Here is a 21,546-nt window from a genome sequence, read left to right as displayed (position 1 = left end):
GCGACGCTATATGTCGCATTGCCGTAAACCCGGGAAAATCCGGGGTTTGCGCTATAAGAAGTTGTCGCTTGGCGACAAGGCCGGGCTGAAAACTGTCCTTACAATCCCCCCATCGCTCGCCAGTTTCAGGCGGGTGGCCCTCATCAGGAGACTCCGATGTCCGTTGAGCACGCTGCGGTACAACGCGCCGATTTCGACCAGGTTATGGTTCCCAACTACGCGCCTGCCGCTTTCATTCCTGTGCGTGGCGCCGGTTCCCGCGTCTGGGACCAGTCCGGCCGCGAGCTGATCGACTTCGCCGGCGGCATCGCCGTCAACGTATTGGGCCATGCGCATCCGGCGCTGGTCGGTGCCTTGACCGAGCAAGCGAACAAGCTGTGGCACGTGTCCAACGTGTTCACCAACGAGCCGGCCCTGCGCCTGGCGCACAAGCTGATCGACGCCACCTTTGCCGAGCGCGTGTTCTTCTGCAACTCCGGCGCCGAAGCCAACGAGGCCGCCTTCAAGCTGGCCCGTCGTGTCGCGTTCGACCGTTTCGGCACCGAGAAGTACGAAATCATCGCCGCGCTCAACAGCTTCCACGGCCGCACCCTGTTCACCGTGAACGTTGGTGGCCAGTCGAAGTACTCCGACGGTTTCGGCCCGAAAATCACCGGCATCACCCACGTGCCGTACAACGATCTGGCGGCGCTGAAAGCCGCTGTTTCGGACAAGACCTGCGCGGTTGTTCTGGAACCGATCCAGGGCGAAGGCGGCGTGCTGCCGGCCGAGCTGGCTTACCTGCAAGGCGCCCGTGAACTGTGCGACGCAAACAACGCGCTGCTGGTGTTCGACGAAGTGCAGACCGGCATGGGCCGCACCGGCAACCTGTTCGCCTACCAGCATTTCGGTGTGGTTCCGGACATCCTGACCAGCGCCAAGAGCCTGGGCGGCGGTTTCCCGATCGCGGCAATGCTGACCACCGAAGCGCTGGCCAAACATCTGGTCGTCGGCACTCACGGCACAACTTACGGCGGCAACCCGCTGGCGTGCGCCGTGGCTGAAGCGGTGATCGACGTGATCAACACCCCTGAGGTGCTGAACGGCGTCAACGCCAAGCACGACAAGTTCAAGACTCGCCTGCAACAGATCGGCGAGAAGTACGGCCTGTTCACCCAGGTGCGTGGTCTCGGTCTGCTGATCGGTTGCGTGCTGAGCGATGCCTGGAAAGGCAAGGCCAAGGACATCTTCAACGCCGCTGAGCAAGAAGGCCTGATGATTCTGCAGGCTGGCCCGGACGTGATCCGTTTCGCCCCGAGCCTGGTGGTTGAAGACGCGGACATCGACGCCGGTCTGGATCGCTTCGAACGTGCTGCGGCGAAACTGACTCAAGCCTGATAGACCCTTCGGCACCTGACTTGATCAGGCGCCGAACCCAATTTTGATGCCGGGCAAAATCAAATGTGGGAGCGGGCTTGCTCGCGAAGAGGGAGTGGCAGTCGCCATCTACGCTGACTGATACACCGCCTTCGCGAGCAAGCCCGCTCCCACACTGATCTCTGTTTATGCAGTCAGTGCCTGGTTTTTTTTCTGTGAATTTATAAGAGAAAGGAGTGACACCATGCTGGTGATGCGCCCTGCGCAAATGGCTGATCTGGGCGAGGTACAGCGTCTGGCTGCGGACAGCCCGATTGGTGTCACTTCCTTGCCGGATGACGTTGAACGCCTGAGCGACAAGATCGCTGCGAGCGAAGCCTCGTTTGCTGCCGAAGTGAGCTTCAACGGTGAAGAAAGTTACTTCTTCGTCCTCGAAGACACCGCCACCGGCAAACTGGTGGGCTGCTCGGCAATCGTCGCGTCGGCCGGTTATTCCGAGCCGTTCTACAGCTTTCGCAACGAGACCTTCGTGCACGCCTCCCGCGAGCTGAAGATCCACAACAAGATCCACGTGCTCTCGCAATGCCACGACCTGACCGGCAACAGCTTGCTGACCAGTTTCTACGTGCAGCGCGAGCTGGTGGGTTCGCCGTGGTCTGAACTCAACTCCCGTGGCCGTCTGCTGTTCGTCGCCAGCCACCCGGAGCGGTTCGCCGATTCGGTGGTGACCGAGATTGTCGGTTACAGCGACGAGAACGGCGACTCGCCGTTCTGGGACGCCATCGGTCGCAACTTCTTCGACCTGAACTACGCCGAGGCCGAGCGCCTGTGTGGCCTGAAAAGCCGCACGTTCCTCGCCGAGCTGATGCCGCATTACCCGATCTACGTGCCGCTGCTGCCAGACTCCGCTCAGGAAGCGATGGGCCAGGTGCACCCGCGTGCGCAGATCACCTTCGACATCCTGATGCGCGAAGGCTTCGAGACCGATCACTACATCGACATCTTCGATGGTGGCCCGACCCTGCATGCGCGTGTCTCGGGGATCCGTTCGATCGCCCAGAGCCGTGTGGTGCCGGTGAAGATCGGCGAGCCGGTCAAAGGTGCCGGTCGCCAGTATCTGGTGGCCAATGCCCAGTTGCAGGATTACCGCGCGGTATTGCTGGAGCTGGATTACGCGCCGGGCAAACCGGTGACCCTGGATCTGGAAGCGGCCGAAGCCCTGGGCGTCGGTGAAGGTGCCAGCGTGCGCCTGGTGGCGGTTTAACGCCTTAGCGAGTTTCACGGGTGGCCACGGCGGCCCGTTTGAGGAGATAGCATGATTGTTCGTCCCGTACGCAGCAGCGATTTGTCCGCTCTGATCGACCTGGCCCGCAGCACCGGCACCGGCCTGACCACCTTGCCGGCCAACGAAGAGCGCCTGACCCATCGGGTCGGCTGGGCCGAGAAGACCTTTCGCGGTGAAGCCGGCCGTGGCGACGCGGACTACCTGTTCGTGCTCGAAGACGATGACGGTCGCGTGGTGGGGATTTCCGCCATCGCCGGCGCCGTCGGTCTGCGCGAGCCTTGGTACAACTTCCGCGTCGGCCTGACCGTCAGCGCCTCGCAGGAACTGAACATCTATCGCGAGATCCCGACGCTGTTCCTGGCCAACGACCTGACCGGCAACTCCGAACTGTGCTCGCTGTTCCTGCACGCCGACTACCGCACCGGCCTCAACGGTCGCATGCTGTCCAAGGCGCGGATGCTGTTCATCGCCGAATTCCCGCAACTGTTCGGCAACAAGATCATCGCCGAGATGCGCGGCGTGTCGGATGACGCTGGCCGTTCGCCGTTCTGGGAAAGCCTGGGCCGTCACTTCTTCAAGATGGAATTCAGCCAGGCCGATTACCTGACCGGTGTCGGCAACAAGGCGTTCATCGCTGAACTGATGCCGAAATTCCCGCTGTACACCTGCTTCCTGTCGCCGGACGCGCGCAACGTCATCGGCCAGGTGCACCCGGACACCGAGCCGGCGCTGGCGATGCTCAAGAGCGAAGGTTTCAGCTATCAGGGTTACGTCGACATCTTCGACGCCGGCCCGGCCATCGAGTGCGAGACCAGCAAGATCCGCGCGGTGCGTGACAGCGAAGCACTGGTGCTGGCCATCGGCACGCCGGGCGACGACGCCACGCCGTTCATCATCCATAACCGCAAACGCGAAGACTGCCGCATCACGGCTGCGCCGGCCCGTCTGGCCGCCGGCACTCTGGTGGTCGATCCGCTGACCGCCAAACGTCTTCAACTCAACGCTGGCGATCAGGTTCGCGCCGTGGCGTTGTCTGCTGCCCGGGAGTCGAAATAATGAATTCGCTATACATCGCAGGTGAGTGGCTGGCCGGTCAGGGCGAGGCCTTTCAATCGCTGAACCCGGTGACCCAGCAAGTGCTGTGGTCGGGGGAGGGCGCTACTGCCGCTCAGGTCGAGTCGGCCGTGCAGGCTGCGCGTCAGGCGTTCCCGGGCTGGGCCCGTCGTACCCTGGAAGATCGTATCAGCGTGCTCGAGGCTTTTGCCGCTGCGCTGAAAAACCATGCCGACGAACTGGCCCGCACCATCGGTGAGGAAACCGGCAAACCGCTGTGGGAAGCCGCGACCGAAGTCACCAGCATGGTCAACAAGATCGCGATCTCGGTGCAGAGCTACCGCGAACGCACCGGCGAGAAGAGCGGCCCGCTGGGCGACGCCACCGCCGTATTGCGCCACAAGCCTCACGGTGTGGTGGCGGTGTTCGGCCCTTACAACTTCCCCGGTCATTTGCCGAACGGCCACATCGTGCCGGCGCTGCTGGCGGGTAACAGCGTGCTGTTCAAACCAAGCGAGCTGACCCCGAAAGTCGCCGAGCTGACGGTCAAGTGCTGGATCGAAGCCGGTCTGCCGGCCGGTGTCCTGAACTTGCTGCAAGGCGCCCGCGAAACCGGTATCGCTCTGGCAGCGAATCCAGGCATCGACGGTCTGTTCTTTACCGGTTCGAGCCGTACCGGCAATCACCTGCACCAGCAGTTCGCCGGTCGTCCGGACAAGATTCTTGCGCTGGAAATGGGTGGCAACAACCCGCTGGTGGTCGATCAGGTCGCGGACCTCGACGCAGCGGTGTACACGATCATTCAGTCGGCATTCATTTCCGCCGGTCAGCGTTGCACCTGCGCCCGTCGTCTGTTGGTGCCGGAAGGCGCGTGGGGCGACAGCCTGCTCAAGCGTCTGGTGGAAGTCAGCTCGACCATCGAGGTCGGCGCGTTCGATCAGCAGCCGGCGCCGTTCATGGGCTCGGTGGTTTCCCTCGGCGCGGCAAAAGCGTTGATGGATGCCCAGGCGCATCTGCTGGCTAACGGTGCAGTGTCGCTGCTGGCGATGACTCAGCCGCAGGCGCAGTCGGCGCTGCTGACCCCGGGCATCGTTGATGTGACGGCGGTTGCCGATCGCTCCGACGAAGAACTGTTCGGTCCGTTGCTGCAAGTGATCCGCTACGCCGATTTCGCGGCGGCGATTGCCGAAGCCAACGACACCGCATTTGGTCTGGCCGCTGGCCTGCTGTCGGATTCCGAAGAGCGCTACCAGCAGTTCTGGCTGGAAAGCCGTGCCGGGATCGTCAACTGGAACAAGCAACTGACCGGTGCTGCGAGCAGCGCACCGTTCGGCGGTGTCGGCGCTTCGGGCAACCACCGCGCCAGCGCCTACTACGCGGCGGATTACTGCGCGTACCCGGTGGCCTCGCTGGAAACCCCGAGCCTGGTGTTGCCGGCGGCGCTGACGCCTGGCGTGAAGATGGCGTGATGCCAATCGCCAGCAAGCCAGCTCCCACAAGGGCGATGAGATCCCTGTGGGAGCGAGCTTGCTCGCGAAGGCCGCGACTCGGTCTTATTGAATTGTTACCCGATGCCTATAACAACAGATTCTCGTGGAGCCTCGCTGATGAAATCCTATGAAGTCAATTTTGACGGTCTAGTGGGGCCGACCCATAACTACGGTGGTCTGTCCTACGGCAACGTTGCGTCCCAGAGCAACAGCCAGCAGTCTTCGAACCCGAAGGAAGCGGCGCTGCAAGGCCTGGCGAAAATGAAAGCGCTGATGGAAATGGGCTTTCAGCAGGGCGTTCTCGCACCGCAGGAACGTCCGGACGTGGCTGCTCTGCGCCGTCTGGGTTTCAGCGGCACCGACGCTCAGGTGATCGAGCGCGCCGCCAAAGAAGCGATGCCGCTGCTGGTTGCCAGCTGCTCGGCGTCGAGCATGTGGGTGGCCAACGCCGCCACGGTCAGCCCGAGTGCCGACACCGCTGACGGTCGCGTGCATTTCACCGCCGCCAACCTGAACTGCAAATACCACCGCAGCATCGAGCACCCGACCACCAGTCGCGTGCTGGGCGCGATGTTCGCCAACCAGCAACACTTCGCTCACCACGCCGCATTGCCGGCAGTGGCGCAGTTTGGCGACGAAGGTGCAGCGAACCACACGCGTTTCTGCCGTGAGTACGGCGAGGCCGGCGTCGAGTTCTTCGTGTTCGGTCGCAGTGCGTTCGACACCCGTTACCCGGCACCGCAGAAATACCCGGCGCGCCAGACCCTCGAAGCGTCGCAAGCAGTCGCTCGTTTGCACGGCCTGCGTGACGACGGCGTGGTCTACGCGCAGCAGAATCCGGCGGTGATCGATCAGGGCGTGTTCCACAACGACGTGATCGCGGTGGGCAACGGCGAGGTGCTGTTCTATCACGAGGACGCGTTCCTCGACACCGATCAGATGCTGGCCGAACTGCAAGCCAAACTGGCCAAGGTCGGCGGCAACTTCCAGTCGGTCTGCGTGCCGCGTTCGGCGGTCACCGTGGACGACGCGGTGCGTTCCTACCTGTTCAACAGCCAGCTGTTGTCGCGTCCTGACGGTTCGATGCTGCTGATCGTGCCGGAAGAGTGCCGTGGCAACGAGCGCGTGTGGAATTACCTGCAAGGCCTGACCAGCTCCGGCGGCCTGATCCGCGAAGTAAAAGTCTTCGATCTCAAGCAAAGCATGCAGAACGGCGGTGGCCCGGCGTGCCTGCGACTGCGCGTCGCGCTCAACGAAACCGAGCTGGCGGCCGTCAACCCAGGGGTTATCATGACCGCCCCGTTGTACGGTTCGTTGACCGCATGGGTTGAAAAGCACTACCGCGACCGCCTGACCGAAAGCGATCTGGCGGATCCGCAATTGCTGCTTGAATGCCGGACGGCACTGGATGAACTGACGCAAATCCTTAAACTGGGCGCGGTTTATCCATTCCAGATCAATTGATGGCCGGCGCGTTGCCTGAACGCGGCGCGCGGCTTGTCTCCCCAACAGAGCGTAAAAAAGACATGAGCGATTCCCTGCGGCTGATCCTTGAAGACACCGACGGCAAGCAACTGGAAACTTCCTGCACCCGCGTCGCGGTCATGTGGCAAGGCAAAGAGCTGTGGATCCAGCAGGACGGCCGCGGCCAACTGTTGATCGGCGTGGACGTCGAAGAGGGCGACGAAGAGTACGCCAACCTGCTGTTGCGCCCATTGGCGACTAATCTGGTAAGTCTGCAACTGGAGATGGAACCGGCTGATCTCGGCGACGATGACGGCCACGTGCACGGCCCGGATTGCAATCACGACCACTAAGGAAACCGCTCTATGCTCGCCCTCGGCAAACTGCTTGAACTGACCCTCGCCGGCCGCGAACCGGCGGAGAAGACTCAACTGACTGTCGAAGGCGTGCGCATGCGCTGGTTGAGCGAGGGTGCGCTGGAAGTCCGGCCACCCGAAGCGCGCGACAATGGCCTGGACCTGCTGCTGTCGGCAGGCATCCACGGCAACGAAACGGCACCGATCGAATTGCTCGACCGGTTGCTGCATGACATCGCTCGCGGCGATCTGAAGCCGCGCGCACGCATTCTGTTCCTGTTCGGCAACCCGGAAGCGATTCGCAAGGGCGAGCGTTTCGTCGAGCAGGACGTCAATCGGCTGTTCAACGGCCGTCACGAACAAAGCAGCGGTTCCGAAGCCCTGCGCGCCTGCGAGCTGGAACGCCTGGCGGCAAGTTTCTTCAGCCTTCCTGATCGTCAGCGCCTGCACTACGACCTGCACACCGCGATTCGCGGTTCGAAGATCGAGCAGTTCGCTTTGTATCCGTGGAAGGAAGGTCGCCAGCATTCCCGTCTTGAACTGGCCCGCCTGCGCGCCGCCGGTATGGAAGCGGTGCTGTTGCAGAACAAACCGTCGATCGTGTTCAGCTCCTACACCTATGACAAGCTGGGGGCCGAGTCCTTCACGCTGGAACTGGGCAAGGCGCGGCCATTCGGGCAGAACGCCGGGGTCAATGTGTCGCTGCTGGAAACCCGTCTGAAGCAGATCATCGAAGGCACCGAGCCGGAAATGGCAGAGCAGGGCCTGGACGGTCTGCAACTGTTCAGCGTGGCACGGGAAATCATCAAGCACAGCGATGCGTTCCGCCTGAACCTGCCGGCGGACATCGAAAACTTTTCGGAACTGGATGTGGGTTATGTGCTGGCCGAAGACCTGGCCAATACCCGCTGGATCATCGAAGAGCAGGGCGCGCGGATCATCTTCCCCAACCCCAAGGTCAAGAACGGCCTGCGGGCGGGCATTCTGATCGTGCCGACCACTGACGAAAATCTTGCCTGATTTCGCCTGAAGATCGTTCCCACGCTGACTGATCGTTCCCACTCTCTGCGTGGGAATGCCTCAATGGACGCTCTGCGTCCGCTTTTGGGACGCGGAGCGTCCCGGGCTGCATTCCCACGCAGAGCGTGGGAACGATCATCACTGAAAAATCAGACCGCGACAGCGCGCGGCTCGGTGCGGCGCAACGCACGCACTTTCTGCAACGTATCGGCGCAGGTCTTCGCCGCTTCCTGACCCTTGTGTACGAAATGCTCGAAGAAGAACTTCTGGTGTTCTTCGCCGGCGTGGAAGTGGTGCGGGGTCAGCGATACCGAGAACACCGGCACTTCGGTTTCCAGCTGAACCTGCATCAGGCCGCTGACCACCGACTGGGCGACGAACTCGTGACGGTAGATTCCGCCGTCCACCACCAGGGCGGCGGCAACGATACCGGCATAACGACCGGTCTTGGCCAGCAGCTTGGCGTGCAGAGGCATTTCAAAGGCGCCGCCGACTTCGAAGAAATCGATGTCCGATTCCTGATAACCCTGAGCGATCATTTCGGCGAGGAAGCCTTTACGGCTCTGGTCGACGATTTCCTTGTGCCAGCAGGCCTGGATGAACGCGACGCGCTCGCCGTGAGTGTGTTTGCTTTTGCTGTCGATAGCGGTGGGTTGCATGTTCTGACTCCTGTTTGTGTGAAAAACAGGGCGTTATGAATCGAAAGGGATTCAAGGGTACGCACGCTCGCGCGAACACGGCGGACGGCCCTTTGGCGTCAATCCCGTTCTCTCTTCATCCGGACTATGACCGTCGGCCCCGGAATCACACCGGGTCTGCTGACCTTGCCGCCGCTCACGGTTTTTGCCGTGTCCGTCACCAAGCGCTCGCGGGCTATGCGCATTGCGCGCAATTACCGCCGGTGGGGAATTGCACCCCGCCCTGAGAACGTTTCGCCGCCCTTTATCGGGCGGCGCAGCGTTTTTAACACAGATTGCCGGACTGTGCATTGCGCCTTTGTGATGATTGCCATCGGATTTTTCGAAGCGCAGGAAACGACTTTTCCTTGCGCAAGGGTTGATTAATCTGCGCCATGCCCGCAGTAATTCCTCTTCGTAAAGGGATTTCCCCTACTGACTTGAGGCCAGGTTCATGAGCGTTATCGATCTTCGCAGCGACACCGTCACTCAACCGACTCCCGCCATGCTCGACGCGATGACCCGCGCCGACACCGGCGATGACGTGTATGGCGAAGATCCGACGGTCAATCGTCTGGAAGGCGATCTGGCGAAACGGCTGGGTTTCGCCGCCGCGCTGTTCGTTCCGACCGGCACCATGAGCAACCTGCTGGGCCTGATGGCGCACTGCGAGCGCGGTGACGAGTACATCGTCGGTCAACAGGCGCATACCTATAAGTACGAGGGCGGTGGCGCAGCGGTGCTCGGTTCGATTCAGCCACAGCCGCTGGAAGTGCAGGCCGATGGCTCGCTGGACCTGGATCAGGTGGCAGCGGCGATCAAGCCTGATGATTTCCACTTCGCCCGCACCCGCCTGCTGGCGCTGGAAAACACCATGCAGGGCAAAGTGCTGCCACTGGACTATCTGGCCCGGGCCCGCCAGTTCACTCAGGACAATGGCCTGCAGCTGCATCTGGACGGCGCGCGGCTGTACAACGCGGCGGTCAAGCTCGGGGTCGATGCCCGGGAAATCACCCAATACTTCGATTCGGTCTCGGTGTGCCTGTCCAAAGGCCTCGGCGCGCCGGTCGGCTCGGTGCTGTGCGGTTCGTCGGCGTTGATTGCAAAGGCCCGGCGCCTGCGCAAAATGGTCGGTGGCGGCATGCGTCAGGCCGGATTGCTGGCGGCGGCGGGGCTATATGCGTTGGACCACAACGTCGAGCGTCTGGCGGATGACCATGCCAACGCCCAGTTTTTGGCCGAAGGCCTGCGCGAGGCCGGTTTCAGCGTCGAACCGGTGCAGACCAACATGGTTTACGTGCAGATGGGCGACCGTGCCGAGGCGATCAAGGCATTCGCTGCCGAGCGCGGGATCAAATTGAGCGCCGCCTCGCGGTTGCGGATGGTCACGCACATGGACGTCAATCGCTCGCAAATCGAGCAAGTGGTCGCGACATTCGTCGAGTTTTCGCGCAAGTGACAGCGTTAGCCACCCAATTGACCGTTTCTATCGTATAAACACGCTGTACCCCGCGCGCAGGGCCGATATAATGCGGCCCTTTGCCGTCGTTTCGTCTGTTGACGTTTCGTACAGGCCTTTGGCCGCAGCCTCCGTGGAAGAACCTAATGAAAAGCGCAGAAATCCGTGAAGCCTTCCTTCGCTTCTTCGAAGAGCAAGGCCACACCCGTGTAGCCTCCAGCTCTTTGATTCCGGGCAACGACCCAACCCTGCTGTTCACCAACGCGGGGATGAACCAGTTCAAGGACTGCTTCCTGGGCCAGGAAAAGCGCGCGTACACCCGTGCGACCAGCAGCCAGAAATGCGTGCGTGCCGGTGGCAAGAACAGCGACCTGGAAAACGTCGGTTATACCGCCCGTCACCACACCTTCTTCGAAATGCTGGGCAACTTCAGCTTCGGTGACTATTTCAAGCACGACGCGATTACCTTCGCCTGGACGTTCCTGACCGGCGTTCTGAAACTGCCGAAGGAAAAACTCTGGGTCACCGTCTACGCCTCCGACGACGAAGCGTATGACATCTGGACCAAAGAAATCGGTGTGCCGGTCGAGCGCATGATTCGTATCGGCGACAACAAAGGCGCGCCTTACGCCTCCGACAACTTCTGGACCATGGGCGATACCGGCCCGTGCGGCCCATGCACCGAAATCTTCTACGATCACGGCGACCACATCTGGGGCGGCCCTCCGGGTTCGCCGGAAGAAGACGGCGACCGTTACATCGAGATCTGGAACAACGTGTTCATGCAGTTCAACCGCACCGCCGACGGCGTGTTGCATCCGTTGCCAGCGCCGTCGGTCGACACCGGCATGGGCCTGGAGCGGATCAGTGCGGTGATGCAGCACGTCAACTCCAACTACGACATCGACCTGTTCAAGAACCTGCTGAAAGCTTCGGCTGAGGCAATCGGTTGCGAAAATGGCGACCAGTCTTCGCTCAAGGTTGTTTCCGACCACATCCGTTCGTGCGGTTTCCTGATCGCCGACGGCGTGCTGCCGTCCAACGAAGGCCGTGGCTACGTGCTGCGCCGGATCATCCGTCGTGCCTGCCGTCACGGTAACAAGCTGGGCGCCACCGGCAGCTTCTTCTACAAGATCGTTGCGGCACTGGTCGCCGAGATGGGCGAAGCGTTCCCGGAACTGAAGAAGCAGCAATCCAACATCGAGCGCGTGCTCAAGGCCGAAGAGGAACAATTCTCCAAGACCCTGGATCACGGCTTGAAGATCCTCGAGCAGGATCTGCTGGAACTCAAAGGCACCGTGGTGCCGGGCGACGTGGTGTTCAAACTCTACGACACCTACGGTTTCCCGATGGACCTGACTGCGGACATCGCTCGCGAGCGCAGCCTGACCATCGACGAAGTCGGTTTCGAACGCGAGATGGAAGCCCAGCGTGTTCGTGCACGTTCGGCCAGTTCGTTCGGTCTGGACTACAACACGCTGGTCAAGGTGGATGTGGCCACCGAGTTCACCGGTTACACCGACACCAGCGGTTCGGCGAAAATTGTCGCTATCTATAAAGATGGCCAGTCGGTCGACGTCTTGAATGAAGGCGAAGAGGCGGTGATCGTTCTGAATCAGACGCCGTTCTACGCTGAATCCGGCGGCCAGGTGGGCGATTGCGGTTATCTGCAGGCCGGCAACAGCCGTTTCGACGTGCGCGACACCACCAAGACCGGCGGCGCGTTCCTGCACCACGGCGTGCTGGCATCCGGCAGCCTGATCATCGGCGCGCCAGTGGAAACCCACGTGGATGCCGAAGTGCGTCATGCGACTTCGTTGAACCACTCGGCCACCCACTTGCTGCACGCTGCGCTGCGTCAGGTATTGGGCGAGCACGTTCAGCAGAAAGGTTCGTTGGTGGATAGCCAGCGCCTGCGCTTCGACTTCAGCCACTTCGAAGCGATCAAGCCTGAGCAGATCAAGGCGCTGGAAGACATCGTCAACGCCGAGATTCGCAAGAACTCCGCTGTTGAAACCGAAGAAACCGACATCGAAACCGCCAAGCAGAAAGGCGCGATGGCGCTGTTCGGCGAGAAGTACGGCGACAACGTGCGCGTGCTGAGCATGGGCGGTGATTTCTCCGTCGAGCTGTGCGGCGGTATTCACGCCAACCGTACCGGCGACATCGGCCTGCTGAAAATCATCAGCGAAGGCGGTGTGGCATCGGGCGTGCGTCGTATCGAAGCGGTCACCGGCGCTGCGGCGCTGGCTTACTTGAACGCTGCTGAAGAACAACTCAAGGAAGCGGCCAGCCTGGTCAAGGGCAGCCGCGACAACCTGATCGACAAGCTGTCGGCTGTGCTGGAGCGCAACCGTGCGCTTGAAAAGCAGCTCGAGCAGTTGCAGGCCAAGGCCGCTGCTGCCGCAGGCGACGATCTGTCGGCTTCGGCCGTGGACGTCAAGGGCGTGAAAGTGCTGGCCGTGCGTCTGGATGGTCAGGACGGCAAGGCGCTGCTGGCGCTGGTCGATCAGCTGAAAAACAAACTCGGCCGCGCAGTGATCCTGCTCGGCAGTGTCCATGAGGAAAGGGTCGTATTGGTTGCAGGCGTAACCAAGGACCTGACTGGCCAACTCAAAGCCGGTGATTTGATGAAACAGGCTGCTGCGGCAGTGGGCGGGAAGGGCGGTGGTCGTCCGGACATGGCGCAGGGCGGCGGTGTCGACGCCGGCGCGCTTGATGGCGCACTGGCGCTGACCGTTCCATTCGTCGAGCAGGGTTTATAAGACGGCCCGTCGGGCCCGCAGTCTAGTGGCGGGCCCGGCGGCTGTTCGAGTGATTATTGGGCGCCCTTCATGGGCAGAGGCGGCTTTGAAATGGCTTTGATCGTACAGAAATTTGGAGGCACCTCGGTCGGCACTGTCGAGAGAATCGAGCAGGTCGCCGACAAGGTTAAGAAATTCCGCGATGCCGGCGATGACCTGGTGGTTGTGCTGTCTGCAATGAGCGGCGAAACCAACCGTCTGATCGATCTGGCCAAGCAAATCAGTGGCGAAGATCAACCGGTTCCCCGTGAACTGGACGTGATCGTTTCCACCGGTGAGCAGGTGACAATCGCCTTGTTGGCGATGGCGCTGATCAAGCGCGGTGTGCCGGCGGTGTCGTATACCGGCAACCAGGTACGGATCCTGACGGACAGCGCGCACAATAAAGCGCGTATCTTGCAGATTGATGACCAGAAGATCCGCGGTGACTTGAAAGCAGGTCGCGTGGTGGTGGTCGCCGGTTTCCAGGGCGTCGACGAGCACGGCAACATCACGACCCTGGGTCGTGGCGGTTCCGACACCACCGGCGTGGCGCTGGCCGCTGCGCTGAAGGCTGACGAATGCCAGATCTACACCGACGTCGATGGTGTCTACACCACTGACCCGCGTGTGGTATCGGTCGCTCAGCGTCTGGACAAGATCACCTTCGAAGAGATGCTGGAAATGGCCAGCCTCGGTTCCAAGGTGCTGCAGATCCGCGCCGTGGAGTTCGCCGGCAAGTACAACGTTCCGCTGCGCGTACTGCACAGCTTCAAGGAGGGTCCGGGCACCCTCATTACTATTGATGAAGAGGAAACCATGGAACAGCCGATCATTTCCGGCATCGCTTTCAACCGCGATGAAGCCAAGCTGACCATCCGTGGCGTGCCAGACACCCCGGGCGTGGCGTTCAAGATTCTCGGCCCGATCAGTGCCGCGAACATCGAAGTCGACATGATCGTGCAGAACGTCGCGCACGATAACACCACCGACTTCACCTTCACCGTGCACCGCAACGACTACCAGTCCGCGCAAACCGTGCTGGAAAACACCGCTCGCGAGATCGGTGCCCGTGAAGTGGTTGGCGACACCAAGATTGCCAAGGTCTCGATTGTCGGCGTCGGCATGCGTTCCCACGCAGGCGTGGCCAGCCGCATGTTCGAATCCCTGGCAAAAGAAAGCATCAACATCCAGATGATCTCGACCTCGGAAATCAAGGTTTCCGTGGTGATCGAAGAGAAGTACCTGGAACTGGCCGTGCGCGCCCTGCACACGGCTTTCGAACTGGACGCTCCGGCCCGTCAGGGCGAGTAATCCTGGTCAATGAAGGGCGCGGTCTGACCGCGCCCTTTATTTTTTGAATGGCGTGAGCCCTGAACTGTTCTTTTGCTCGCGCTGGTCAATACTCAGGCATGTAGGGCTACGATCGCTCCGGTTGTAGGTCGGGTGCCTTTTTTTTGCAGACTGTTGTCCCTGAAATGATTCGCGTGAGGAGAAAGGTATGCTGATTCTGACTCGTCGGTGCGCAGAAAGCCTGATTATCGGTGATGGCGAAATCACCGTGACCGTGCTCGGCGTTAAAGGAAATCAAGTGCGTATCGGCGTCAACGCCCCGAAAGAGGTGGCCGTGCACCGTGAAGAAATCTATCTGCGTATAAAGAAAGAGAAGGACGAAGAACCAAGCCATTAATTTTTATCGATTTTTATGTTTGCAAACGGGGAAGAAGGTGGTTAATATACGCCCCGTGTTGCGGAGAGCTGGCCGAGTGGCCGAAGGCGCTCCCCTGCTAAGGGAGTACACCTCAAAAGGGTGTCGGGGGTTCGAATCCCCCGTTCTCCGCCATTATTTGCTTAGTACGTTGTAATCTGGCTTTTTCTGTAAGTTGTTGAAATTTATAGAAAAAGTGGTTGGAATAGAGATTAGACGGGCTATAATGCGGCGCAACAAATGCACTCGTAGCTCAGCTGGATAGAGTACTCGGCTACGAACCGAGCGGTCACAGGTTCGAATCCTGTCGAGTGCACCATTTAAGAGTCAATTGCAGCGATGCAGATGACTCGGCTTCAACCAGTTGTGATCTGGTCTAAAAACACAAAATGCACTCGTAGCTCAGCTGGATAGAGTACTCGGCTACGAACCGAGCGGTCACAGGTTCGAATCCTGTCGAGTGCACCATTTAAGAGTCAGTTGCAGCAATGCAGATGACTTGGTTACAGCCAGTTGTGGTCTGGTCTAAAAACACAAATTGCACTCGTAGCTCAGCTGGATAGAGTACTCGGCTACGAACCGAGCGGTCACAGGTTCGAATCCTGTCGAGTGCACCATATACCGAAAAGCCCGCGTTTAACGCGGGCTTTTTGCTGTCCGGGATTTGGCTTTTCCCGTCACGCATCCTTTCTCATCAAAATCGATTTGAGCACTGCGGCCTCGCTTGAGGTCGTAACGATAACTCGTTGCCGAATTGCGGATGCTCACCTTGTCGGGTTTGCCCAAGGCGCTTTCAACCTCCTGTTGGCTCATGCCGGCGATGATTCGTTGATTGATGATTGCCTCGCGTTTCTGTCGCGCGTCGATCAGATCTCCACATTTATCGTGAGTGCGCCCGACGACGGCCATTTCTCGTTTTTTGATATTCATACCGGATATTTCTTCGTGCCGGGCTTCGGGTATCAGTGTCACGGTCGAGCCAGGCGAGTAGGGGCGAACTTCCTGCAGTGAAAGGTGCTCATCGTTCGCGCAGCTCAATGTGGTGAACGTGACGCGACCATCAGAAGCTTCGCAGCGATGAAGTGTCGTTGCGCTCCCGATGGCGGGCAGGCAGAGCAGGGTGGTCAGCATGAATCGGGATGTTTTCGATCGCATTCGGCGTCCTCCGTGACGATTGTCCCCAAGCGTAGTCGGCAGTTTTTTCACCGCCGGTGTGTTTTCTTTTCAGGATGAGTCGTCGCAGTGTGAAGGATCAGGACAGCGCTCAGCTTTGTCTCGCAAGCGCTTGTTTCAGCCACTATTTTTTAACGTTTAAAACCGTCAGGCGGTGTATCATTGCGCCCGTCAGCCCCGCCGGGGCTTATGGAAAACCTCCATGGACTTACCCAGTAGTTATTCAGTAACCCGTTTCACCAATCATGAATTGACTGATTGATCCTTCCGGCGTGCCCCGCTGCTGGGAGTGGAGTTCGCCTATGTCCGAAATCGAAGTAAAGAAAACACAGGAAAGCCTGCAGGATCGCCTGGCTCAGGTCGTCGAACTGCTGCAGCGCCAGCGGGTCGTCGAAGACCTGACTCATCGCCAGGAAGGCCCGCATCATGACCGGGTCGAGAACCTGGTCCACCGGCAAAATCTCGTCGAGCTGCAACGCAAGCTCGATGATCTGCACTCCGCTGACGTCGCCTACATTCTTGAAGCCCTGCCGCTGGACGATCGTCTGACGCTCTGGCAACTGGTCAAGGCCGATCGCGACGGCGACATTCTTCTCGAAGTATCCGATTCCGTCCGTGAAACGCTGATCGCCGACATGGACGATCACGAGCTCCTGGCTGCGGCCAAGGACATGGATGCCGACGAACTTGCTGACCTGGCCTCCGAGCTGCCGCGAGACGTCGTCCATGAGCTGATGGAGACTCTGGACCAGCAACAACGCGAACGTGTGCGTTCGGCTCTCTCCTACGATGAGGAGCAGGTCGGTGCGCTGATGGACTTCGAGATGGTGACCATCCGTGAGGATGTCAGTCTCGAAGTGGTTCTGCGTTACCTGCGTCGCCTGAAAGAGCTGCCGGGCCATACCGACAAACTGTTCGTGGTCGATTACGACGGTGTGCTCAAGGGCGTGCTGCCGATCAAGCGTTTGCTGGTCAATGACCCGGAGAAGCAGGTTTCCGAAGTCATGGCGAGTGACCCGGTGAGTTTTCACCCGGATGAAGACGCCTACGACGCTGCTCAGGCGTTCGAACGTTACGACTTGATCTCGGCCCCGGTGGTCGACAAGAACGGCAAGCTGATCGGCCGTCTGACCATCGACGAAATGGTCGACCTGATTCGTGAGGAGAGCGAAAGCGAAGTCCTCAACATGGCGGGTCTGCGTGAAGAGGAAGACATCTTTGCCTCGGTCTGGAAATCCCTGCGCAACCGTTGGGCATGGCTGGCGATCAACCTGATCACTGCATTCGTCGCGTCGCGGGTGATCGGCCTGTTCGAAGGTTCGATCGAGAAGCTGGTGGCTCTGGCGGCGCTGATGCCGATCGTGGCGGGCATCGGCGGCAACTCCGGCAACCAGACGATCACCATGATCGTTCGCGCCATGGCCCTCGATCAGGTCAGTACCGGCAACACCTCGCGCCTGATGCGCAAAGAGTTGGCCGTGGCGTTGATCAATGGCCTGGTCTGGGGCGGTGTGATCGGTGTGGTCGCTTACTTGCTCTACGGTAGTTGGTCGTTGGGTGTGGTGATGACGGCCGCCATGACGTTGAACCTGCTGCTGGCTGCGTTGATGGGGGTGTTGATCCCGATGACCCTGGCGAAGATGGGCCGCGATCCGGCGATGGGCGCCAGTGTGATGATCACGGCCATGACCGACAGTGGTGGCTTCTTCATCTTCCTGGGGCTGGCGACGATTTTCCTGCTCTGACTGACTGCATTGAAACAGCCCGCCGATTGGCGGGCTTTTTTTCGCCCCTGAAAACCCGAATTGCAGGCAAAAAAAAGCCAGCATTCATGCTGGCTTGAGATGTTCGGTTTTACTCAGGATGCGTCTGCGGCCATTTCGGCGTCGTGGGCGATCAGAGAAACCAGCGCGTTCTGCTGGCGGTGGGAGAGCTGGCGGAAGCGTTGCAGCAGCTCGCGTTCGTGCAGCGACAGCTCCGGGCTGTCCAGGCGCATGCTCAGCTCTTCGCCCAGTGCACCTTCCTGAATAAGACTCTGCTCAAGGCGCGCAATGATCTCGGAGTTCATGCTGCGATGATGATTGCGAGCCACCTCGGCAATGCGTTCACGCATTCCGTCTGGCAGACGTACGACGAACTTGTCAGCCGTACGGCTGGAATAAATTGCCTGTTTCAATGGGCGCATATATTTAACCGGTTAGTTCAGGGGAGCGGTTCTCGGGATTGGCCGCAGGATGTGTGGTAGGACAAGCATCCGCGCCAAATGGTTCAACCTGAATTGTTAAGAGGCGCGCATCATGCCTCAAAATTGCCAGATCATTGGCGTCAATTCTGTGACAAATATTGATCCGGGTAAAGGCGTAATGCCAGCACCAATTATCAGAAATGCGGACTGGTTTGAAAAGAAAGCATCGGCCCGTATCGCTGACCGCGTCCTGAAGCACGTCGACTGATGCCCGAAGGCGTCAGAACGTGCATGCTATGCGGGTTGAATCGTTGTTCCTTACCTTGTACAGGATAGTGGCAAATGGCCGATTTACTAGGGGCAAATGCCCGCCGGAGGGCGTTTTCAGGATGGATGGCAGGCTGATTTACCTCATGGGACCTTCCGGCTCCGGCAAGGACAGTCTGATCGAGGCTGCGCGTGAACCCTTGCGGGCGTTGAACTGCGAAATCATTCGACGCGTGATCACCCGTTCGGCCGAATCCGTGGGTGAGGATGCGATCGGCGTGACGCCCCAGGAGTTCGAGCAGCGTCAGCGCGCCGGCGAGTTTGCACTGGCGTGGGAGGCCAATGGTCTCGCCTACGGGATTCCGGTGGAAATGGACCAATGGTTGAAAGCCGGGAAACACGTCCTGGTGAACGGCTCTCGGGCGAACCTCCGGCAGGCGCTGGAAAGCTATCCGACACTGGTGCCGGTGTTGCTGACGGTTCGAGATAACGTCTTGCGTGAGCGCCTGCTCCGGCGTGGCCGGGAGACGCTTGAGCAGATCGATGCGAGGCTGGCCCGCAACACGCTATTCAAGGACAGGCGATCAACCGATAGCCCTGTGCACCTGATCGACAACTCGGGCGACCTGGCCGACGCCGTCCATCATCTGCTGGAGCTGGTCAGGCTTAGCGCAATACCGGATCAAACTTGATCTTGCGACCGGCCACCAGCGCCAATACGAACAGCGCCGAGAAGACGCCGCAACCGATCAGCGGCAGGGATATTTCGGTTTCCTCGAACAGCGAAAAATGCCCGAGGCCACTCAATAAGGCGAGGATCAGAAATCCTGCAGCTGACTTGGACATGCTGTACTCCTGAAGATATTTCAAAACACCAGACGTTCAGTCGAATGCGCCGGCAACGCCTGTTCAGACTCGCTGACCGCTTGCGGGGCGAAGCTCTGATCGCTCAACACCGCCCATTGCGGCGCCTTCTGCACTTGCAGGTAATGCGGCATGCGCCCGGCCACTTTCTCGTTGTCCTCGGGGACGAAGTGAAAGCCCACCAGGACGGCCAGTGCGATTGCGTTTGCGAACACGAGGGCGCTGTTCATGAGACGAGTCTCCGATTGTTCTTGTATAAGAACCGGTAAAGCAGCCGTCGTGCCAATAGTCTAACCGCTGTTAAGTCCTTTAAAAACAAGCATTTAACAGGGTTTTTCGGAGAGGGCGCATTGCATTCTGCAATGATGGCTTTTTGCGGTGATGCAAATTGCACGGTAAAACATCCGGCCCCCTTGCGAGGCGCCTGCCTACACTTAAAAAGCCCTGCGGACGACATGACAAATCAGGGCCCGGCCGTTAACATGCACGCCGTCTGTCGCACTGACAGTCCTGTGTCCCAGTAGCTCAATTGGATAGAGCATCCCCCTCCTAAGGGGAAGGTTGGCAGTTCGAACCTGCCCTGGGACACCATCTATTGAAAAGCCCCGCGCAGAGTGATCTGCGCGGGGCTTTTTGTTTTCACGAATTTATAAGCGGAAGCGACTGACCATTGTGTTGAACGACGCCGCCAGGTTGGAGAGTTCCTGAGTCGAGGCGCTGGTCTGATGCGCGCCTGCCGCTGTCTGGGTGGAAAGATCCTGAATGTTGACCAGATTTCGGTCCACTTCACGAGCAACGTGTGCCTGTTCTTCCGAGGCTGTCGCGATGACGAGGTTGCGGTCATTGATCTGCGAGATGCCGTCGGCAATCAGCTCCAGGGCCTGGCCGGTCGCTTGCGCCAGTGACTGGGTTTCGCTGACCAGTGCCTGACTTTTCCCCATGGCGCCAACGGCTTCGTCTGCACTGTTGCGAACGTCGTTGATCATGCCTTCGATTTCCCCCGTCGAAGCCTGGGTTCTCGCCGCCAGGGCTCTTACCTCGTCGGCAACGACGGCAAAACCTCGACCTTGCTCACCCGCGCGTGCAGCCTCGATGGCGGCGTTAAGCGCCAGCAGATTGGTTTGCTCTGCTATCCCCCTGATGACATCCAGAACCTTGCCGATGTCCCGTACTTTCTCTGCCAGATCCTTGACCATGGTCGTGGAGGTAGCGATTTCCGTGGTTGCATGGTTGATCGCGGCAACGGCGTTTCGCGCCTGGTCGCGGCCGTTGCTGGCTTCCCGGCTGGTGGTCTGGGAGGCCTCGGAAGTGGATACCGCGTTGCGCGCAACCTCCTCCACAGCGGAGGTCATCTCCGTGACGGCGGTCGCAGCCTGCTGGATCTCGTCATTCTGACGTATCAAGCCACGGCTTCCATTGTCAGTGACGGCGGTGAGTTCTTCTGCAGCTGAAGCCAGTTGATCTGCCGCGCTGGCGATCTGCTGGATAGTGCTTTTCAGACTGCCCTGCATCTCGGCCAGGGCCGTGAGCAACTGGCCGGCCTCGTCGCGGCCGGTGCTGACGATCTGCTGAGTCAGGTCGCCCCCAGCGATGCTTCGGGCGCTTTCAACGGCTTTGGAGATGGGGCGGCTGATCAGTCGGCTGATGAACAGGCCAAGCAAAATCGCAGCGACGAAGGCCAGCACGATGCCAATGTACAGCGACGTCTTGGCGGAAGACTCCGTCAGAACCGATCGTTTTGCGGCTTCGCTGACTTGCATATCGTTGGAGTTGGTCATGATGGTCAATTCGTCCATGACGACGCGGTAGTTTTTCTGCAGGTCGCCGAGCAGCAATTCGCGGCCGTTTTCCAGGTCCCCGGCCTTCATCAGGGCCAGATACCTTTGCACGATCGCCTGGTAAACGGGCCAGGCTTTTTCCATTCGGTCACCGGCCGCACGTTCGTCGTCGGCAAGCTCGGTTTTTCGGTATTCGGCAAAGGCTTTTTCGCTCGCCAACTGGTTGGCGCTCATCGAGGCGAGGAATTCGTCCTTGGTGCTCTGTGGCAGGTTGGCGGCTGTGGCGACGTAAAGCCGATACATGTCACGGGTCTGTCCGACAGCCTTGATTTTGGTCTGCGCAATGTTGGCGACGGCGACCAGGTTGTTGCCGAACACCGATCTGAGGCTCGTCGAAAGCTCGGTCACTCCCCGGCTTCCCAGCAGGCCCACCCCCAAAGTAATGAAGGCGCACGCCGCGAAGGCCGTGATCAATTTCGTGGAAAGTCTTGCGTCATTCAACCAACTCATAAGGGGCATCCTGCTGACATGTGGGGGCGGGTCAATATCGAGCGCAGCTCGTAGGTAAATGGCGTGTCGTCGTACATCTTTCGGCTGCGGAGTCCACAACTGTAGGGTTACTAGTTGT

Annotated in this window: 19 protein-coding genes, 5 tRNA genes, 1 pseudogene and 1 riboswitch; of the genes and pseudogenes, 18 read left to right on the top strand and 7 right to left on the bottom strand. The window is 59.8% G+C overall.

What is annotated here, in order from left to right:
* Nucleotides 1-156: 156 nt before the first annotated feature.
* From LOY31_RS22045 to astE, 7 genes are all read left to right on the top strand, one after another.
* Nucleotides 157-1,377, top strand: coding sequence for an aspartate aminotransferase family protein (locus tag LOY31_RS22045; protein WP_007951058.1), 1,221 nt, complete (start codon nt 157-159; stop codon nt 1,375-1,377).
* Nucleotides 1,378-1,600: 223 nt separating this feature from the next.
* Nucleotides 1,601-2,620 (top strand): arginine/ornithine succinyltransferase subunit alpha, encoded by a 1,020-nt coding sequence (gene aruF, locus LOY31_RS22040; protein WP_007951057.1) that lies wholly within the window; start codon nt 1,601-1,603, stop codon nt 2,618-2,620.
* A 51-nt stretch (nt 2,621-2,671) separates the two neighbouring features.
* On the top strand, nt 2,672-3,697 hold the full coding sequence (gene astA, locus LOY31_RS22035) for an arginine N-succinyltransferase (protein ID WP_007951056.1): 1,026 nt from the start codon (nt 2,672-2,674) through the stop codon (nt 3,695-3,697).
* Nucleotides 3,694-5,163 carry a succinylglutamate-semialdehyde dehydrogenase gene (gene astD / locus LOY31_RS22030; RefSeq protein WP_164872184.1) on the top strand — a complete coding sequence of 490 codons (1,470 nt, stop codon included), beginning with the start codon at nt 3,694-3,696 and terminating at the stop codon, nt 5,161-5,163. The genes astA and astD overlap by 4 nt, the downstream gene beginning before the upstream one ends.
* A gap of 138 nt (nt 5,164-5,301) precedes the next feature.
* On the top strand, nt 5,302-6,648 hold the full coding sequence (gene astB, locus LOY31_RS22025; RefSeq protein ID WP_085607454.1) for an N-succinylarginine dihydrolase: 1,347 nt from the start codon (nt 5,302-5,304) through the stop codon (nt 6,646-6,648).
* A gap of 62 nt (nt 6,649-6,710) precedes the next feature.
* On the top strand, nt 6,711-7,001 hold the full coding sequence (locus tag LOY31_RS22020; protein WP_064598799.1) for a hypothetical protein: 291 nt from the start codon (nt 6,711-6,713) through the stop codon (nt 6,999-7,001).
* A 12-nt stretch (nt 7,002-7,013) separates the two neighbouring features.
* Nucleotides 7,014-8,024 carry a succinylglutamate desuccinylase gene (astE, locus tag LOY31_RS22015; RefSeq protein ID WP_007951052.1) on the top strand — a complete coding sequence of 337 codons (1,011 nt, stop codon included), beginning with the start codon at nt 7,014-7,016 and terminating at the stop codon, nt 8,022-8,024.
* A gap of 149 nt (nt 8,025-8,173) precedes the next feature.
* Here astE and LOY31_RS22010 read toward each other — a convergent pair whose 3' ends face one another.
* Entirely contained in the window at nt 8,174-8,683 is a 510-nt protein-coding gene (locus LOY31_RS22010) for a 6,7-dimethyl-8-ribityllumazine synthase (RefSeq protein WP_011335530.1), read from the bottom strand.
* 102 nt (nt 8,684-8,785) lie between these two features.
* Nucleotides 8,786-8,957: riboswitch (FMN riboswitch) on the bottom strand.
* Between the two features lie 198 nt (nt 8,958-9,155).
* Here LOY31_RS22010 and ltaE point away from each other — a divergent pair.
* From ltaE to LOY31_RS21970, 8 genes are all read left to right on the top strand, one after another.
* Complete coding sequence (gene ltaE / locus LOY31_RS22005; RefSeq protein WP_258712198.1) at nt 9,156-10,160, top strand: low-specificity L-threonine aldolase; 1,005 nt, start codon at nt 9,156-9,158, stop codon at nt 10,158-10,160.
* Nucleotides 10,161-10,306: 146 nt separating this feature from the next.
* Nucleotides 10,307-12,925: an alanine--tRNA ligase gene (alaS, locus tag LOY31_RS22000; RefSeq protein ID WP_258712197.1), complete on the top strand. Its 2,619-nt coding sequence runs from the start codon at nt 10,307-10,309 to the stop codon at nt 12,923-12,925.
* A 90-nt stretch (nt 12,926-13,015) separates the two neighbouring features.
* On the top strand, nt 13,016-14,257 hold the full coding sequence (locus LOY31_RS21995; RefSeq protein WP_007951048.1) for an aspartate kinase: 1,242 nt from the start codon (nt 13,016-13,018) through the stop codon (nt 14,255-14,257).
* A 187-nt stretch (nt 14,258-14,444) separates the two neighbouring features.
* Nucleotides 14,445-14,633: a carbon storage regulator CsrA gene (gene csrA / locus LOY31_RS21990; protein ID WP_002554426.1), complete on the top strand. Its 189-nt coding sequence runs from the start codon at nt 14,445-14,447 to the stop codon at nt 14,631-14,633.
* Nucleotides 14,634-14,695: 62 nt separating this feature from the next.
* Nucleotides 14,696-14,786 (top strand) — tRNA-Ser (locus LOY31_RS21985).
* 107 nt (nt 14,787-14,893) lie between these two features.
* A tRNA-Arg gene (locus LOY31_RS21980) sits at nt 14,894-14,970 on the top strand.
* A 72-nt stretch (nt 14,971-15,042) separates the two neighbouring features.
* Nucleotides 15,043-15,119 (top strand) — tRNA-Arg (locus LOY31_RS21975).
* Between the two features lie 72 nt (nt 15,120-15,191).
* Nucleotides 15,192-15,268: transfer RNA gene (locus LOY31_RS21970), tRNA-Arg, on the top strand.
* 19 nt (nt 15,269-15,287) lie between these two features.
* On the opposite strand, the gene LOY31_RS21965 is transcribed toward LOY31_RS21970, so the two are convergent.
* Nucleotides 15,288-15,806, bottom strand: coding sequence for a cell envelope protein SmpA (locus LOY31_RS21965; protein WP_258712196.1), 519 nt, complete (start codon nt 15,804-15,806; stop codon nt 15,288-15,290).
* Between the two features lie 320 nt (nt 15,807-16,126).
* On the opposite strand from LOY31_RS21965, the gene mgtE reads away from it, so the two are divergent.
* A complete protein-coding gene (gene mgtE, locus LOY31_RS21960) occupies nt 16,127-17,569 on the top strand; it encodes a magnesium transporter (RefSeq protein ID WP_007960287.1) in 1,443 nt (480 codons plus the stop codon).
* A gap of 113 nt (nt 17,570-17,682) precedes the next feature.
* Here mgtE and LOY31_RS21955 read toward each other — a convergent pair whose 3' ends face one another.
* Nucleotides 17,683-18,009 carry an Arc family DNA-binding protein gene (locus LOY31_RS21955; protein ID WP_003178899.1) on the bottom strand — a complete coding sequence of 109 codons (327 nt, stop codon included), beginning with the start codon at nt 18,007-18,009 and terminating at the stop codon, nt 17,683-17,685.
* 389 nt (nt 18,010-18,398) lie between these two features.
* On the opposite strand from LOY31_RS21955, the gene phnN reads away from it, so the two are divergent.
* Nucleotides 18,399-18,968: a phosphonate metabolism protein/1,5-bisphosphokinase (PRPP-forming) PhnN gene (gene phnN, locus LOY31_RS21950; RefSeq protein ID WP_085607472.1), complete on the top strand. Its 570-nt coding sequence runs from the start codon at nt 18,399-18,401 to the stop codon at nt 18,966-18,968.
* Here phnN and LOY31_RS21945 read toward each other — a convergent pair.
* Together LOY31_RS21945 and LOY31_RS21940 are read right to left on the bottom strand one after the other, a co-directional pair.
* Complete coding sequence (locus LOY31_RS21945; protein ID WP_007960291.1) at nt 18,943-19,122, bottom strand: PA3371 family protein; 180 nt, start codon at nt 19,120-19,122, stop codon at nt 18,943-18,945. The two genes, phnN and LOY31_RS21945, sit on opposite strands and share 26 nt — an antisense overlap.
* A gap of 20 nt (nt 19,123-19,142) precedes the next feature.
* On the bottom strand, nt 19,143-19,370 hold the full coding sequence (locus LOY31_RS21940; RefSeq protein WP_085701582.1) for a hypothetical protein: 228 nt from the start codon (nt 19,368-19,370) through the stop codon (nt 19,143-19,145).
* A 284-nt stretch (nt 19,371-19,654) separates the two neighbouring features.
* Between LOY31_RS21940 and LOY31_RS21935 the strand changes: the two genes are divergently transcribed.
* A tRNA-Arg gene (locus LOY31_RS21935) sits at nt 19,655-19,731 on the top strand.
* Between the two features lie 56 nt (nt 19,732-19,787).
* Here LOY31_RS21935 and LOY31_RS29530 read toward each other — a convergent pair.
* Together LOY31_RS29530 and LOY31_RS29525 are read right to left on the bottom strand one after the other, a co-directional pair.
* Entirely contained in the window at nt 19,788-20,651 is an 864-nt protein-coding gene (locus LOY31_RS29530) for a methyl-accepting chemotaxis protein (RefSeq protein WP_408980479.1), read from the bottom strand.
* Nucleotides 20,646-21,428, bottom strand: a pseudogene (locus tag LOY31_RS29525) (MCP four helix bundle domain-containing protein); the annotation flags it as partial. The gene LOY31_RS29530 and the pseudogene LOY31_RS29525, both read right to left, overlap by 6 nt.
* Nucleotides 21,429-21,546 lie beyond the last annotated feature (118 nt).

Origin of the sequence: Pseudomonas sp. B21-021 (assembly GCF_024749205.1) — a bacterium.
Classification (GTDB): domain Bacteria; phylum Pseudomonadota; class Gammaproteobacteria; order Pseudomonadales; family Pseudomonadaceae; genus Aquipseudomonas; species Aquipseudomonas paraglycinae.
This window is presented reverse-complemented; position numbering and strand designations above follow the sequence as displayed.